Genomic DNA, 15319 nt, shown 5'->3' with positions numbered 1-15319 from the left:
CCCTGGAGCCACCCGCGACCCCGATGTCACCCCTGGGTATGACAGCAAAGATCAGGGTTGCGCCGGATGGCCGTCGTGATCTCGCCGGGTAGCCTTCGGAGCCATGGGGAAACCAGGACGGTTGCCCCGGTTCAGCGCTCTAGTGGGGATCGTGCTGGCTGCGGCGGCGTTCGCGGTCATCGCCTCGCGGCCTGACCCGCCGCAGTCCCGGCCGCCGACGGGGGACGTCGCGAAGGCGGAGCGGGCGATCGAGGACCAGCTCGATCCCAGGTCCGGGCGGGATCCGATCAGGGACCTGCCCAAGGACTTCACGAAGATCAGTGGGCGTGAACCGGTGCACATGAGAGCACCGGACGGCACCGTGCGTGCCGTCCATCCTGGCGGGGGCTGCTCGTCACCGTGGGGGGCCACACGCTGGGACTACAGCGTCGGCTGCAAGGCCCACGACCTCGGCTACGACCTGTTGAGATACGCGGCCGCCAAGGGCCAGCCACTGTCGCCGGACATGCGTGAGCGGCTGGACGACCGGCTGTCCCAGGACATGCACGCGCAGTGCCACTACAACCCGCGTGGCTCGGCCAAGGCGTGCGAGGTCGTCGCGGACATCTACACCGCGGGCCTGGTCGTCAACTCGTGGCACCAGCGGTGGGGACCGCCACGCAACGAGCCGGTCGGTCCGTGGTCGATCGCCATGATCGTGATCATGGTGCTGATCGTGGCGCGTGCGCCGGGCATCGCACGGCGTGACATCCGGGCCGCCACGCCCAAGCCGGTGCCGAGACCGGTGCTGAACGAGACCGAGCAGGCGCAGGCACACAGCATGAGCTACCTGCGCATACTCAGCCTGACCGGCATCGTGCTCGGTGAGTCCCTGCTGGCGTTCGCCATGCGGGACGACATGGAGCCTGCCTGGACGTGGCCGTTCACGTGGCTGCTCCAGCTGGTCCCGCTGTTCTTCCTGGCCGGAGGGCACTCCAACCTGCTCGCGTGGCGCGCGATGGAGGGGCACTACGTCACGTTCCTCGTGAGCCGGGTGGGCTGGCTGATCCGTCCGGTCCTTGCGTTCGTGATCGCCTGGCTGGTCATCCCGCTGTCGCTGGAGATGCTCCAGGCGCAGCCGAGCGCGGTGGCGGCGTTCAGCAGGCTCATCGTCCAGCCGCTGTGGTTGCTCGGGCTCTATCTGCTGGTCGTGGCCGTCACCCCGGTCATGCACCGGCTGCACAGAGACTTACCCAGGCTCACCCCGCTCGTGCTGACGGCCGGGGTGGTGGGGTTGAGCTTCGCCGGTGGCGCCATCGCCGCGCACGCGGGTGGGGTGCTGGTGGCGCTGCTGTTCGCGCAGCTGGCGTTCCACTACGTCGACGGCACGCTGTGGCGGGTGCCGCGCGGCGTGCTGGTCGGGATCGCGGTCGCCGCGTTCGCCGGGCTGGCCCTGCTCACGACGGCCGGGGTGCAGCCGAAGCTGCAGCTCGCCGAGCCGACCGGGTACGCAGCGTTCGCGCCGTCGCTCGGTGGGGTGTTGCTGATCGGGATCGTGCAGGTCGCGTTGCTGGCGCTGCCTCGGGAGCGTGGCCTGAACAGGCTGGTGAACAGTGCGCCCGCACGCACGCTCGGCCTGGTCCGGGCAGCGCCCATGACGGTCTACCTGGTCTACCTGAGCGCGATGCTCGTCCTCGAGGGACTGCTCGGCGTGGCGGGTGGCGTCGGCTGGCTGACCGAGCCGAGGACGATCTTCGCGTTGGGGTTGATCGCGCTGCCGACGCTGCTGGCGTTCCTGTGGTTCGAGCGGCGCACGCCGGAGCCGCCCGAGTCGTCGCTGGAGTCACTGCCGGAGCCCCTGCGCCGAAGGCACTGGACGGACACGCTGGCCGCGATCCTGGGGGTCGCGTACGGCGGGCTCGGCGTGGTGGGTTTCGCGGTGGCCGGGCTGTCGGGGTGGAGCGACGCGGCGAGCGTGCTCGGCCTTCCCATCGACCCCATGGCCAACCTGATCCACCTGCTGCTGGGCTGGTACCTCGTGCACTGTGTCCACCTGCACACGTGCAAGCGACCGGGGCCGTGGCTGGTGACCGCGATCGCGTGCGTGCCGCCCATGCTGACGACGGTCAGCGGCGCCGGCACGGTGGTACACAGCGTGACGATGGCCGTCGCGCTCGTGGTCTCCATCGCGTGCATGCCCGCGCTGACCCGCACAAGTACTCCACGAGCTGTGACCGCGGGCCGCTGACGGGAGGTGAGATCCCCGCGCCGGTTCATTCACACTCCGCGATGTATGCCACCCTGTGAGACAACCAAGCGGGGCTTGGGGACGTCTCTAGCTACTGGTGGGTGTTCTTCGCGCGGGAGGAGCGGGAGGGAGTCGGGGTGGACTATCGGTCGTCCAGGTCGGACGAGCCAGGCGGGGAACGTGGTCGGTCGCAGGCGCCGCGTGCTGGTGGGCGGGTACCGCCGGCCAACGCCGGCCGGGTTGTCGGCCGCGCCGGTGCGGGCCAGGACCGCCAACGCGGCGACCGCGCGAGAGACCGCCACGGACGCCCCATCCCCGACAGAGACCGCCACAGCACCGGCTCTGACAGCCGGGCCAGGGACCGGCTCGCCCAGGAACGCCGCGGCTCGGACGAGCGCGTACCGGAACGACGCGGTGCCGACCGGCGCGGTGCCGACCGCAACGGCGTCGACCGCAAGGCTGCCGACCGGAACGGCGCGGCTCGGCCGGGGACACCTCGGTCCGCCTCGGATCGCCACGACGCGGACCGGAACGGCTCGGATCGGAGCGGCTTGGACCGGAACAGCCCGGAGCGGCTCGGTGCGGAGCGGCCGAGTCCGCGCGGGCGGCCCACGCCGCGCACGTCCGACGCCCGGTGGCAGCCGCATCCCGAGACCGCGGCACCCGCGCGACGGCCGTCGCGCCCCGGCGTGGTCGGTGGCAAGGTCGCGGTCGCGGCGCTCTCGGCGGTGGTGCTGATCGGCACGGGCTACTACGCGAACCGCATCGACAGCTTCACCGACAGCCTGACCACCGCGGACGTCATCGACGCACCGCCGGTGGAGAAGCCGGCCGACGGCGCGAACGACATCCTGATGGTCGGCATGGACAGCCGCACCGACGCGCAGGGCCACCCGCTGTCCAAGGAACAGCTCGCGATGCTGAGCGCGGGTGTGTCCAACGGCGAGCTGAACACCGACACGCTGATCCTCATCCGCATCCCGAACGACGGCAGTCCCGTGGTCGGCATCTCGGTACCGCGCGACTCCTACGTGGACATCCCGGGCTACGGCCAGCACAAGATCAACTCAGCCTACCTCCGGGCGAAGAACGACGCGTACAAGCAGCTGAAGAACGACGGCGTCACCGACGAGGCGGAGCTGCAGGTCCGGTCCAACCAGGAGGGCGCGAAGAACCTGATCGCGACCATGCAGGACCTGACGGGCGCCACGATCGACCACTACGCCGAGGTCAACCTGCTCGGGTTCTACGACATCACGAACGCCATCGGCGGCATCGACGTCTGTCTCAAGGCGGCGGTCAAGGACAGGTACTCGGGAGCGAACTTCCCGGCTGGTCCGCAGACGCTCGCGGGCACGCAGGCGCTCGCGTTCGTCCGCCAGCGCCACGGACTGCCCAACGGCGACCTGGACCGCATCCAGCGGCAGCAGACGTTCATGTCGGGCATGGCCAAGAAGGTGTTCTCCGGGGACATGCTGACGCCCGGTTCGGACACGCTGGACGCCCTGCAGGCCGCGATCCAGAAGTCGGTCGTGCTCGACAAGGGCTGGAACGTCATGCAGTTCGCCCAGCAGATGATGGGCATCACGGGCGGTAAGGTCGGTTTCCAGACCATTCCCCACGGGACGATCGACCTGAAGACCGAAAGCGACGGCTCGGCGATCGAGATCGACCCGACCGCGGTCAAGGACTTCGTGTCCAGCCTGCTCGGCACCAAGGACAAGGGCAAGAAGGACACGAAGGACCCGAAGGAGCCCGCAGGCCAGGACGACGCCTCGGGCAACGAGAAGATCACGGTGAATGTGCGTAACGCGACCGGGTTGAGTGGTCTCGCCGGTTCCGTGGCCGACGCACTGGCCGCGAAGGGGTTCAAGCAGGGGGACGTCGGCAACGCCGCCTCCCGCCAGTCGACCGTGGTCCGGTACGCGACCGGCGAGCAGGACAGCGGTAACCGGGTGGCCGGCGCGTTGGGTGGAAACATGCAGGTCGAAGAGGATGCCAACCTGCCCCCTGGATCGGTCACCGTGCTGCTCGGCGGGGACTACGGCGGCCCCGGCGCGTCCGGTTCGGACGGTGGCGCCTCGAGCGGCGACGGCCTCACGGGCAGGCCGGTGCTGAACCTGTCCGGTGCCAGGGCCGCGCAGCCGGCCGCACCGGGACCGGACCAGTCCGGCTGTATCAACTGACGTAACGAAAAGTGCCGTCCGTCCCATCTCTGTCACCCGAACGGGCTACTTGCGAAAGCAAAGTCTGAAAACCCGCGTAATCACTCCGCACTTAGCCACTTCCTCTTATGTCGGTGTCCCGGTCTGGGGACCGGGTGCCACGAGGAGAGGGGCCGAACGTGCTGCTGGACACAGCGACTTACCAACGCGTTCTTGGTGACGAGCTGCGGCGCCTGCGCAAGCAGCGGGGGTGGACGCGGCGTGACCTGAACCGCCGGTTGCAGAGCGACATCTCCCTGCAGACCCTCGCCACCTACGAGCTCGGCACGAGACAGTGCTCGGTCGTGCGGCTCGTGGAGATCTGCCTCGCGCTCGACGAGGTGCCACACGAGCTGATGGCCCGCGTGCACCAGCGCGTGTTCAGCGACTCGCCCGTCGGCCGCATTCGCGTGGACCTGCGCAAGGTCGTCCAGGACCTGCAGCCAGAGCTGCTCCCGCTGCGCCGCTGGGCGACGGGCAAGCTGGCGGAGGCCAACGGCGGGCAGCACCCCGCCGAGGTGAACCTCGACATCACCGCGCTGGAACGGATGGCCGAACTCTGCGGGCTGGAGACGGTGGAGCTGATCGGCCGCCTGCGTGCCATCTCCGGGGTGGCAGAACCGGTCGAGTGACCGGGCCGACTGTCGGTGCTCCGGGTTAGCCTCCTGGCCATGGTTGCACCTGAGGACGCCGTGTCGGCCGCCGCCGAGCGGCCGATGCTCGAGACGTGGCTGGACGTCCAGCGCGACAGCGTCGTGGCGAAGATCGACGGACTGTCCGAGGAAGCGATCCGGCGCAGGCTCGTGCCGTCGCTCACGACCGTCGGCTCGCTGGTCAAGCACCTGCGCTGGGTGGAGACCGGCTGGTTCCACCAGCTGCTCGGCGAGCGTTCGGACGACTCCCGGCGCACGCATCCCCGGGACTGGGAGTTCACCGTCCAGCCCGAGGACACCGGTGCGTCGCTCGTCGCGGAGTACCGGGCCGCGTGCGCCCGCTCGCGGGAGGCGGCCGCCGGCTACTCGCTCGACGACGTGGTGCCCCACCGCGCTCTGGGCGAGGTGTCCGTCCGGTGGCTCTACGTCCACCTCATCGAGGAGACCGCGCGCCACGCCGGCCACCTGGACATCCTGCGCGAACAGCTCGACGCGTCGTGATGTTTCCAGGGGGAACCCCCGGGTAACCGACCCTCGTACCGATCTCAGATCCCGAGGAGGGCGAACAGGATGTCCGACAGGAGTGGCCCTGCCGAGGGCGTCAAGGGCGTCGTCGAGGATGTCAAGGGACGGCTCAAGGAAGCGGTAGGCGCCGTCGCCGGTGACGACTCGAAGGTTCGTGAAGGCCAGGCCCAGCAGGACAAGGCCGCGGCACAGCGCGAGGTCGCCGAGAAGGAGGCCGCCGCGGACCGGGCCAGGACCGAAGCGGATGTCCATGAGGCGCGTGAACGGTCCCACCAGGACAAGTGAGTCCGGCCTGTCCGCACGCCCGGCCGGGCATGTCCGGGGCGGACCAGGCTCATGAACGCGTCATACTCGCGGCGCCGGTGACATGAAGTCCCGGCGCCGCGAATGACGTTCAGGACCCCCGATCAACCCGCGATGGCCGCCACGCCCTCGAGCAGGCGGTCCACGTCGGACTTGTCCGTGTACGGCGCGATGCCGGCGCGGACGGCGCCCGTGTCCTCGATCCCCAGGACGCGGGCACATTCGTAGGCGTAGAAGGTGCCGGCGGGTGCGTTCACACCCCGCTGGCCGAGCGCGCGGTACACCTCTGCAGGCGCGACGCCGTCCACCGTGAACAGCACGGTCGGCGTGCGAGGCCGGTCCGGGTCACCGAAGCGGTTCACGCCAGGCACCTCCGCGAGGCCGTTCTCCAGCTGGGCCAGCAGCACCGACTCGTGCTGCTCGAGCGCCTCGACCGACGCGGCCAGCCGCAGGCGGCGGGAGCCCGTCCCGGGGACGAGGTCGGCGAGGAAGTCGATGGCCGCCGTGGTGCCCGCGAGCGACTCGTAGGGCAGCGTGCCGAACTCGAACCGCTCCGGCACGACGTCGGACGACGGCATGAGCTTGTCCGGGTGCAGCTCCTCCAGCAATGCCGGCGACGCGGCCAGCATGCCGAGGTGCGGCCCGAGGAACTTGTACGGAGAACACGCGTAGAAGTCCGCGCCCAGTGCCGCCATGTCCACGAAAGCGTGCGGCGTCAGGTGCACGCCGTCGACGTAGACGAGCGCCCCCGCCTCGTGCGCGGTCGCCGCCACGGTCGCCACGTCCGGCCGGCTGCCCAGCAGGTTCGACGCGGCGGTCAGCGCCACGAGACGGGTGCGTGCCGACACGACCTGTGCCACGTCGTCGGGGGTCAGCACGCAGGTCGCGGGGTCGAACGAGGCGAACCGCACGGTCGCGCCCACCGCGGTCGCCGCCTGCACCCACGGACGCACGTTCGAGTCGTGGTCGAGGCGGGTCACGACGATCTCGTCGCCGGGGCCCCAGGACTTGGCGAGCGTGCGGGCGAAGTCGTAGGTCAGCTGCGTCATGCTGCGGCCGAACACGATCCCCGCCGGGTCGCCGCCGACCAGGTCCGCTGCCGCGGCACGCGCCGCGTCGACGATGTCGGTCGCGCGCCGTTCGGCCGTGGTCATGACGCCCTTGTTGGCGACGGCCGAGGTCAGCACGCCTGCCACCGCGTCGGCCACCTGCGTCGGCGACTGCGACCCGCCCGGCCCGTCGAAGTGCGCGGCACCTTCCGCCAGCGCCGGGAAGTGCGCCCGCACCGCGGCCACGTTGTAGTTCATCCGGGAACCTCCGACCGTCGACGTCGTTCCCCACCTACATTAGGCAGCAGGCGGGCGAGGTGGCCTGTCTCGCGACGGCGCCGAAGGTGGGACGCATGCTGGTACCGGCCGATGAGCTGCTCGACCTCGCCACCCGGATCCTCGTCACCGCGGGGACACCGCCCGAGCAGGCGGGAGTGGTCGCCGGCTCGCTCGTGGAGACCAACCTCATGGGCCATGACTCCCACGGCGTGCGGCGGCTGGTCCGCTACGTCGCCGAGGTCCACGACGGACGGATCGACCCCACCGCGACGCCCGAGGTCGAGCACGTGCGGCCGGGTGCCGTCGTGGTGCACGGGAAGCGGGCGTTCGGCCGGCTCTCCGCGGGTCGGGCGGTGCGGGCGCTCCAGGACATGGACACCGGCTCGGGGGTCGCGGTCATCCGCGAGTGCAACCACATCGGCCGCGTCGGCGAGTACGTCGCCGCGCTGGCCGAGCGGGACCTCGTCGCCATCGCGTTCGGCAACACGCACCCCGCGGTCGCGCCCCACGGCGGTCGCGAGCGGCGCCTCGGCACCAACCCGCTCGCCTGGGCGGCGCCGAGGGCGCGGGGCCGACCCCCGATCGTCATGGACTGGGCCAGCTCGGTCGTCGCGGAGGGCAAGCTCGGTCACGCCCGCGAGCGGGGCGAGCCCGTCGCGGAGGGGCTCATCCGGGACGCCGAGGGCCGGATGTCCACCAACCCCAACGACTTCTACGCGGGCGGCATGCTGCTGCCGGTCGGCGCCCACAAGGGCTACGGCCTGTCCGTGCTCGTGGAGCTGGTCGGCGGCCTGCTCGGCGGCGTCGGCATCTCCAGCATGCCCGGCTACTCGGGTGACTTCGGCACCGTGCTGCTCGCGTTCGCCATCGACGCGTTCCAGCCGCCCGACGAGTTCCGCGCGCACGCCGAGGAGTTCTGCCGCCACCTCGCCGCGACGAACACCGCGGACGGGCACGACGAGGTGCTCGTGCCGGGTGAGCCGGAGGAGCGGTCGCGTGCCGAGCGGCTGCGCACCGGCGTGCCCGTCCCCGACACGACCTGGCGCGAGCTGAACGCCCTCGCCGAGGTGTGATCAGCGGGCGGGCGGCAGGCCGAAGGTGCCGAACAGCCGGTTGTCGAAGAACGAGACCACGTGTGTGTACAGGGCGCCACGCGCGGTGAACGTCTGGACGCAGAACGGCTTGCCCCACAGGTACATGCCGAGCGCGGGCTCGCCGTTCGCCTCCGTGTGGACGAAGTCGAAGTCGCCCGGCCCGCCGGGACACTGGTGCGCCAGGTGCCGTGCCACCTGCTCGCGGCCGCGGAACCACGTCGTGAACGGCGGCATCTCCCACACCGCGTCCTCGGCGAGCAGAGCCACGATCGCGTCGACGTCCTTGCGTTCGAACGCGGCGACATAGCCCGCCAGCAGTGCCCGCTTGTCCTCGGTGGTCGGTTCCTCGACGTCCTCGAGGGTCGGTGCGACCTCGTTGAGCCGCTCGCGGGCCCGCTGCAACGCGGAGTTGACCGCGGCGACCGTCGTGTCGAGCAGGTCGGCGACCTCCGCCGCCCGCCACGCCAGCACGTCCCGCAGGATCAGCACGGCCCGCTGCCTCGGCGGCAGGTACTGCAGTGCGGCGACGAACGCGAGCCGGGTGCTCTCCCGCGAGGTCACGATCGCCGCGGGATCGTCGGACCCGGTCGGGACCGGCTCGAACCACGGCATGTCCTCACGGGACTCGAGCGGCAGACCGCCCGTGTCGCTCGGACCGCCGAGACCGGCGGGCAGTGGCCGCCGGCCCCGGCTCTCCAGCGCGGTCAGGCACTGGGTCGTCGCGATCCGGTACAGCCAGGTGCGGAGCGTGGAACGGCCCTCGAAGCGGTCGTAGGCCCGCCACGCACGCAGCATCGTCTCCTGGACCAGGTCCTCTGCGTCGTGAACCGAGCCCAGCATGCGGTAGCAGTGGCCGAGCAGCTCGCGGCGGTACGGGCTCAGAACATCCATGACACCGCTATCGAACCACGCGGAAGCGCAGATGGGTGGCTCCCGGGGTGGTCTCGGCGTGCAGACGCTCCAACGTGTACTGGCCGCCGAGGTGCTCGAACAGGCGGATGCCGCCGTCGAGCAGGACGGGGACGATGTGGACGTTGATCTCGTCGAGCAGCCCCAGCGCGAGTGCCTGCTGTGCTGTGGTCGCCCCGTGCAGGTGGACGTTCTTGTCGCCCGCGACGGCCTTGGCCTGCGCGATGGCACTCCTGACACCGTCGGTGACGAAGGTGAACACGGACGGGTAGGACCCCGTCGGCACCTCGTGCGTGACCACGAAGACGGGTGTGTCCCCGACCGGGCCGCCGTCGCCCCAGCCGCCGTCGCCCTCGTTCGTGTCGAACGACCTGCGGCCCATGATGACCGCCCCGGTCCGGTCGACCAGTCCCTGGAGGATCTCCCCGTCCCGGTCGGTCTTCTTCGCGAAGATCCAGTCGTGCAGCACCTCGGCGCCCGTGCCCCACGGGTTTACCCGGCTGTCGCCAGGCCCGTTGACGTACCCGTCGAGTGACATGGACATGTCGGAAATGACCCTGGTCATCGTGGTTCCTCCGTTGGTTCGGTCTTCCGGACACCCACGCGTCGAACGGGCGGCACGCGGATCGACGAACCCTCAGGGCCGTGCCGCCAGCCGGTCGATGGCGGCCGGGTCGAACACCGCCTCGGCGGCCAGCCCTGCCATGCCGACCAGCGGCGCCCGCTCGCCGAGCACCGCGGGGCCGACGTCGAGGCCCTGCGCCGCGACCTCGTGGGCCTGCTGTGTCAGCGTCTCCGCGAGCCCGGCCCGGAACGGGGCGAGCGAACCGATCTCCCCGCCGACGCGGACCAGGTTCGGGTTGAGGATCGTCACCACGGTCGCGAGGACCGTGCCGACCAGGCGCCCCGCGTCCGTGGCCATGGCCACGGCCTGTGGTGCACCGGACTCGACGCGGCGGATCACGTCCGGCAGGGAGCGCACGCCGTCGCCCCGCAGCTGCCGGACCAACGCCTTTCCGCTGGCCAGGGCCGCCACACACCCGCGCCGGCCGCAGCTGCACCGCTCGTCGCGGTCCTCGATGCGGATGTGGCCGATCTCGCCGGCACAGCCCGTCGCGCCGCGGTGCGGGCGCCCGCCGATGACCACCCCCGCGCCGATGCCGGTGCCGACGGCCACGCCGAGCACGGTCGACTGCCTGCTGCCCGCCGCGAGGTACTCGCCGTACGCGAGCGCGTTCGCGTCGTTCTCCAGCAGGACCTCGACGCCGAGCCCGTCCGCCAGGGTGTCGCGGAGCGGTTGGTCACGCCACGCGGGCATCGTCGTCGGCATGATCGAGATGCCGGTGGCCTGGTCGATCTGCCCCGGCACCGCGAGCCCGACCGCGGCGAGGTCGCCACCCCGGCCCGTGGCGGACAGCTGCTGACGGGCCATGTCGACCAGCCACGGCAGCACGTGTGACGGCGTGTGTCCGAGGGGGAGCCGTTCGGTGTGGTCGACCAGGACCTTTCCGGACAGGTCGGAGATGCCGATGGACACGTGGCTCGCGCCGAGCCACCCCACGACGGCGACCCGGCTCGACCGGTCGGCCTCGAGCAGCGCGGCACGCCGGCCGCCGCTCGACGCGTGGTGTCCGACCGTGCGCACCATGCGCATTCGTTGGAGAGTGTCCAACCGTTCGACCAGTGTGGCGCGTGACAACCCGAGCAGCGTCTGCAGCTGTTGACGGGTCAGTGGTCCCGCGTCGCGTAACACGGCGACAACATTTCCGGGTGACGCCGCGCCACCGGTTGGTAAAGGTCTGTTGACGTCGGCCATGGCTCCAGCCTAAATTTGTATGCGCCACTTCTGTCTAACTATTAGACATAAGTCTTAACGGAGGTGCACGGTGGCACCGGTTTCTCGGCGGTCCGTCCTGCACGGACTGCTGGCGACATCGGTCGGGGGCGCGCTCGGTGGTTGCGATGCGCTGACCGGGTTCGCCACGACCGGCGGGTCGGGCACGACATTCTTCTCGACGCAGTTCACGCCCGTCGAGGAGGCCGAGCGTTTCCGGGGGATTCTCAGGTCGCAGGTCGACGGCGACGTCAGCTACGTGACCTCCGACCCTGGTCCGTTCGCCACGCAGATCCGCACCCAGGTGGACGCGGGCTCGGTCCGCGCGTCGGTGCTCGGCGGTGTGCACGGCGACCTCGCGCCGCTCGCCGACGGCTACCTGACCGACCTCACGGACCTGCTCGACGGCCTCGGGGACCTCGGCTGGCCTCCCGAGTTCCTCGAGCTGGCGCGGGCGGGCACGTCGCGGACCTGGTACGTCCCGTGGGCGCAGGCGAGCTACGTGATCTGCGCGCGCAAGGAGACGCTGGAGCACCTGCCCTCCGGCGCGGACGTCAACGCACTGACCTACGACCAGTTCCTCGACTGGGTGACCGCCGCCCGCCGCGCCAACGGGAACCGGCCGGTGCTCGCGCTGCCCGGCGGCCCGAAGGGCCTGCTGCACCGGTTCACCCAGGGCTTCCTGCTGCCGTCGTTCACGGGTGGGCAGATCACCACCTACCGCTCGCGTGACGCGGTCGAGGCCTGGGAGTACTTCCGCGAGCTGTGGCGCAACACCGTGCCGACCTCGACCACGTACGACTTCGTCCAGGAGCCGCTCGCGGCGGGTGAGGCGACGATCGGCTGGGACCACGTCGCGCGGCTCATCAACGCACCGGCGGCCGAGCCTGACCGGTGGGTCATGGCGCCGTCGCCGCGTGGGCCGAAGGGGCTGGGGTACATGGTCATCCTGACCGGCATGGGGATCCCACGCGGGGCGCCGGAGGAGGACGTGGCCAGGAAGGTGATCGCCGCGCTGTCCCGGCCTGCCGCACAGCTCGAGGTGCTGACCGAGAACGCGTTCTTCCCGACGGTCCGGGTCGACCTGCCCGGCGACCTCACGCCGGCGATCTCCATGGAGGCCGACGCCATCGAGCGCCAGCGCACGGCGCCGGACGCGCTCGTCGCCCTGCCGCCCGTGGGGATCGGGACCCGTGAGGGCGAGGTGACCAAGGTCTTCAAGGACACGTTCCAGTCGATCGTCCTCGACGGCGCCGACGTGCGGAACACCCTGGACGCACAGTCGCGGGTGATGAACGGCCTGCTCACCGACATCGGCGTCGCCTGCTGGTCGCCGGACCCGGCAGGTTCGCCGTGTGAGGTGGCCTGATGCGGACGCGCACACCCTGGTTACTTCTCTTGCCCTCGATCGTTTTCATGCTGCTGCTGTTCGGGTGGCCGCTGGTGGCCGGGTTCCTGTCCGCGTTCCGGTCCGGCGGGATGTTCACGCTCGACAGCTGGTCACGCATGTTCGACGACCCGTACTTCGCCAGGGCGCTGCGGAACACGCTGCTGCTGACGGTGATCGTGGTGCCGGTGCAGTTCGTGCTGGCCATGGGGATGGCGTTGCTGCTGCAGGCGCGACCGAGGCTCGTGAGCACGCACTTCTACCTGTGGACGATCCCGCTCGCGATGTCCGAGCTGGCCGCCGGTCTCGTGTGGCTGTCGATCTTCTCGAACCGCGGGTACCTCAACTCCTTCCTGTCCTGGCTGGGGCTCTCGGACGGGGTCGGCTGGCTCGACTACGACAACGGCGCGGGCATGCTGTTCGCGGTCGTGGTGGCGGAGCTGTGGCGGGCGACGTCGCTGGTGTTCGTGATCCTGGTGGCGGGCCTGCAGATGGTGCCGCGTGACTTCGACGAGGCCGCGCAGGTGTTCGGCGCATCGGCGTGGCAGCGGTTGTGGCACGTGACGCTGCCGATGATCAGGCCGAGCCTCCAGGTGGCGCTGATACTCAGGACGATCCTCGCGATCCAGGTCTTCGCGGTCGCGCAGGCGCTGACCGGGCGGAACTTCCCGCTGCTGGTCGGCGAGACGTACCAGTGGTACGTCAGCCTGCAGAACGCGTCGGTGGCGAGCGCGCTGGCACTGGTGGTGCTGGCGATCTCGCTGGTCGTGTCCATCGGTTACCTACGGGCACTCCGGAGGGAGCGGGCATGACGGCCACCAAACCCGTGTCCGCTCCCGCGGAGGAACGGACACTGCCACCGGTCGACCTGGCGCCGCTGCGCCGCAGACGTGTCCGGGCGGCGCTCGTCCAGGTCGCGTGCGTGCTGGTGTCGTTGTTCATGGTGCTGCCGATCGTGCTCGTCGCGTTCGCCGCACTGTCCACACCGGACGAGCTGGCCGAGTTCCCGAAGTCCTTCATCCCGTCGGACCTCACGCTCGACACGCTCCGCGGGTTCGTGACGAGCACGGGGGTGCTGCCCGCGTTCGGCAACTCGGTGCTGACCGGCCTGTACACGGTGGTCCTGTCGCTCGCGATCGGCGCCCCGGCGGGTTACGCGCTGGCCCGGCACGCGTTCCGGGGCCGCGACACCTACCAGGTGTTCATGCTGCTGGTGCGTGCGCTGCCGATCGTCGTGCTGTCCGTGCCGCTGGCCACGATCTTCCTGCGTGGCGGCCTCTACGACACGGTCGCCGCCGTCACGCTGGTGCACACCGCGCTGGCGATGCCGACCACGGTGCTGATTACGGCGAGCATCTTCGTGGCCGTGCCGACGGATCTCGAGGAGGCCGCGCGCGTGTTCGGCTGCACGAGGGCGGAGACCTTCCGCCGGGTCGTGCTGCCGCTGGCGATCCCCGGCCTCGCGGCGTCGGCGGTGTTCACGTTCGTGCTGTCCTGGAACGAGGTGCTCGGTGCGGGCGTGCTGACGATCGGGCACCGCACGCTGCCCGCGCAGGTGCTGGTGGCGCTGGCCGACTCGCCGCAGTCCTACCGGTTCGCGGGCGGGCTGGTGCTGGTGCTACCCGCGCTGCTGTTCATCTTCCTGATGCGTCGTTACCTGCTGAGCATGTGGGGTTCACGTGGCTGAGGTCGAGTTGCGTTCACTGGTCAAGACCTACCCCGGCGCGAAGGCCAGGGCGACCGACGACGTCTCGCTGTCCATCGCGGACGGCGAGTTCATGGTGCTGCTCGGCCCGTCCGGCTGCGGCAAGACCACGTTGCTGCGTGCCGTCGCCGGCCTCGAGTTGCCGGACTCCGGCCAGGTCGTGATCGGCGGCCGGGACGTGACGTACCTGGAGCCCAGGCGGCGCAACCTGTCCATGGTGTTCCAGTCGTACGCGGTGTTCCCGCACAAGAGGGTCCGCGACAACATCGGCTTCGGCCTGAAGGTCCGCGGCGTGGCCGCCGACGAGATCCGCCGCAAGGTCGAGTGGGCGGCGGAGATCCTGGAGCTGACCGACTACCTGGACCGCTACCCGGCGAAGCTCTCCGGCGGGCAGCGCCAGCGCGTCGCGGTCGCGCGGGCGATCGTGGTGGAGTCGGACGTCCTGCTGATGGACGAGCCACTGTCCAACCTGGACGCCCTGCTGCGGCTGTCGTTCCGCGCCGACCTGAAGAAGCTGGTCGGCGAGCTGGGGCTGACCACGATCTACGTGACCCACGACCAGGTCGAGGCGCTGTCGCTCGGCGACCGCGTCGCGGTGATGAGGGAGGGTCGCGTGACCCAATGCGACAGCCCGACGGACGTCTACGACAACCCGGCGACCGAGTTCGTCGGCGGTTTCCTCGGCAGCCCGCCGATGAACTTCCTGTCCGGCACGGTGTCCGCGAACGGCCACGGGCTGGCGTTGGAGCTGGGTGACCAGTGGGTGCCGGTGCCGGAGGCCCTGTCGTCGTACCGGGACCGGTCGCTGAACCTCGGGGTGCGGGCCGAGTCGCTGCGGGTGCTGGGCGCGGACGAGCCGTCCGACGGTGCCCTGACCTGCACGGTGGAGGTGTACGAGCCACTCGGCTCGTCGGTGCTGCTGACCACCGTGCTGAGTGGACAGCGGGTGAAAGTGTCCGCGCCACCAGGTTTCCAGGCGTCACCCGGCGACGAGTTGAGGGTGACGCCGACCCAGACCCGCTGGTACGACCCGGAAACACAGTTGCTGCTGGAGGTCAGGTGAGCGGAGTTCACGGAGCGAACCATCGGTACTCGGGATGGCGCCGAACCCGCGCAGGCCGCCGGTGTAGCGGAGCCTGCGGAGCGTTCC

Annotated in this window: 14 protein-coding genes; 10 read left to right on the top strand and 4 right to left on the bottom strand. The window is 70.5% G+C overall.

The features are described from left to right. The first annotated feature begins 151 nt into the window (after positions 1-151). The 5 genes from CLV71_RS16150 (at position 152) to mbp1 (ending at position 5894) form a co-directional block, all read left to right on the top strand. Entirely contained in the window at positions 152-2227 is a 2076-nt protein-coding gene (locus CLV71_RS16150; RefSeq protein ID WP_208297582.1) for a phospholipase A2, read from the top strand. Positions 2228-2364: 137 nt separating this feature from the next. Next, positions 2365-4413 (top strand): LCP family protein, encoded by a 2049-nt coding sequence (locus CLV71_RS16145; protein ID WP_133903572.1) that lies wholly within the window; start codon positions 2365-2367, stop codon positions 4411-4413. A 158-nt stretch (positions 4414-4571) separates the two neighbouring features. Next, positions 4572-5063, top strand: a complete 492-nt coding sequence (locus CLV71_RS16140; protein ID WP_133903571.1) for a helix-turn-helix domain-containing protein — start codon at positions 4572-4574, stop codon at positions 5061-5063. 39 nt (positions 5064-5102) lie between these two features. After that, positions 5103-5585: a DinB family protein gene (locus tag CLV71_RS16135; protein ID WP_133903570.1), complete on the top strand. Its 483-nt coding sequence runs from the start codon at positions 5103-5105 to the stop codon at positions 5583-5585. Between the two features lie 69 nt (positions 5586-5654). Further along, on the top strand, positions 5655-5894 hold the full coding sequence (gene mbp1 / locus CLV71_RS16130; protein ID WP_133903569.1) for a microaggregate-binding protein 1: 240 nt from the start codon (positions 5655-5657) through the stop codon (positions 5892-5894). 122 nt (positions 5895-6016) lie between these two features. Here mbp1 and CLV71_RS16125 read toward each other — a convergent pair whose 3' ends face one another. After that, entirely contained in the window at positions 6017-7219 is a 1203-nt protein-coding gene (locus CLV71_RS16125; RefSeq protein WP_133903568.1) for a cysteine desulfurase-like protein, read from the bottom strand. A 95-nt stretch (positions 7220-7314) separates the two neighbouring features. On the opposite strand from CLV71_RS16125, the gene CLV71_RS16120 reads away from it, so the two are divergent. Further along, a complete protein-coding gene (locus tag CLV71_RS16120; protein WP_133903567.1) occupies positions 7315-8313 on the top strand; it encodes an Ldh family oxidoreductase in 999 nt (332 codons plus the stop codon). On the opposite strand, the gene CLV71_RS16115 is transcribed toward CLV71_RS16120, so the two are convergent. The 3 genes from CLV71_RS16115 to CLV71_RS16105 form a co-directional block, all read right to left on the bottom strand. Beyond that, positions 8314-9225: a sigma-70 family RNA polymerase sigma factor gene (locus CLV71_RS16115; protein ID WP_133903566.1), complete on the bottom strand. Its 912-nt coding sequence runs from the start codon at positions 9223-9225 to the stop codon at positions 8314-8316. 7 nt (positions 9226-9232) lie between these two features. After that, positions 9233-9808: a dihydrofolate reductase family protein gene (locus CLV71_RS16110; RefSeq protein ID WP_133903565.1), complete on the bottom strand. Its 576-nt coding sequence runs from the start codon at positions 9806-9808 to the stop codon at positions 9233-9235. 72 nt (positions 9809-9880) lie between these two features. Next, positions 9881-10897, bottom strand: a complete 1017-nt coding sequence (locus CLV71_RS16105) for an ROK family protein (RefSeq protein WP_243866500.1) — start codon at positions 10895-10897, stop codon at positions 9881-9883. 232 nt (positions 10898-11129) lie between these two features. Here CLV71_RS16105 and CLV71_RS16100 point away from each other — a divergent pair, with 232 nt between their 5' ends. From CLV71_RS16100 to CLV71_RS16085, 4 genes are read left to right on the top strand one after another with little or no spacing between them, the layout of a single operon-like run. Continuing rightward, positions 11130-12446 (top strand): ABC transporter substrate-binding protein, encoded by a 1317-nt coding sequence (locus CLV71_RS16100; protein WP_133903563.1) that lies wholly within the window; start codon positions 11130-11132, stop codon positions 12444-12446. 29 nt (positions 12447-12475) lie between these two features. Next, a complete protein-coding gene (locus CLV71_RS16095; protein WP_243866498.1) occupies positions 12476-13276 on the top strand; it encodes a carbohydrate ABC transporter permease in 801 nt (266 codons plus the stop codon). Further along, positions 13273-14151: a carbohydrate ABC transporter permease gene (locus CLV71_RS16090; protein ID WP_133903561.1), complete on the top strand. Its 879-nt coding sequence runs from the start codon at positions 13273-13275 to the stop codon at positions 14149-14151. Before CLV71_RS16095 ends, CLV71_RS16090 begins: the two co-directional genes overlap by 4 nt. After that, on the top strand, positions 14144-15232 hold the full coding sequence (locus tag CLV71_RS16085) for an ABC transporter ATP-binding protein (RefSeq protein WP_133903560.1): 1089 nt from the start codon (positions 14144-14146) through the stop codon (positions 15230-15232). Before CLV71_RS16090 ends, CLV71_RS16085 begins: the two co-directional genes overlap by 8 nt. Positions 15233-15319 lie beyond the last annotated feature (87 nt).

The sequence above is a fragment of the Actinophytocola oryzae genome (genome assembly GCF_004364325.1).
GTDB lineage: Bacteria > Actinomycetota > Actinomycetes > Mycobacteriales > Pseudonocardiaceae > Actinophytocola > Actinophytocola oryzae.
Note: the sequence above shows the minus strand (reverse complement) of the source record. Positions and strands in the feature narration are given on the sequence as shown.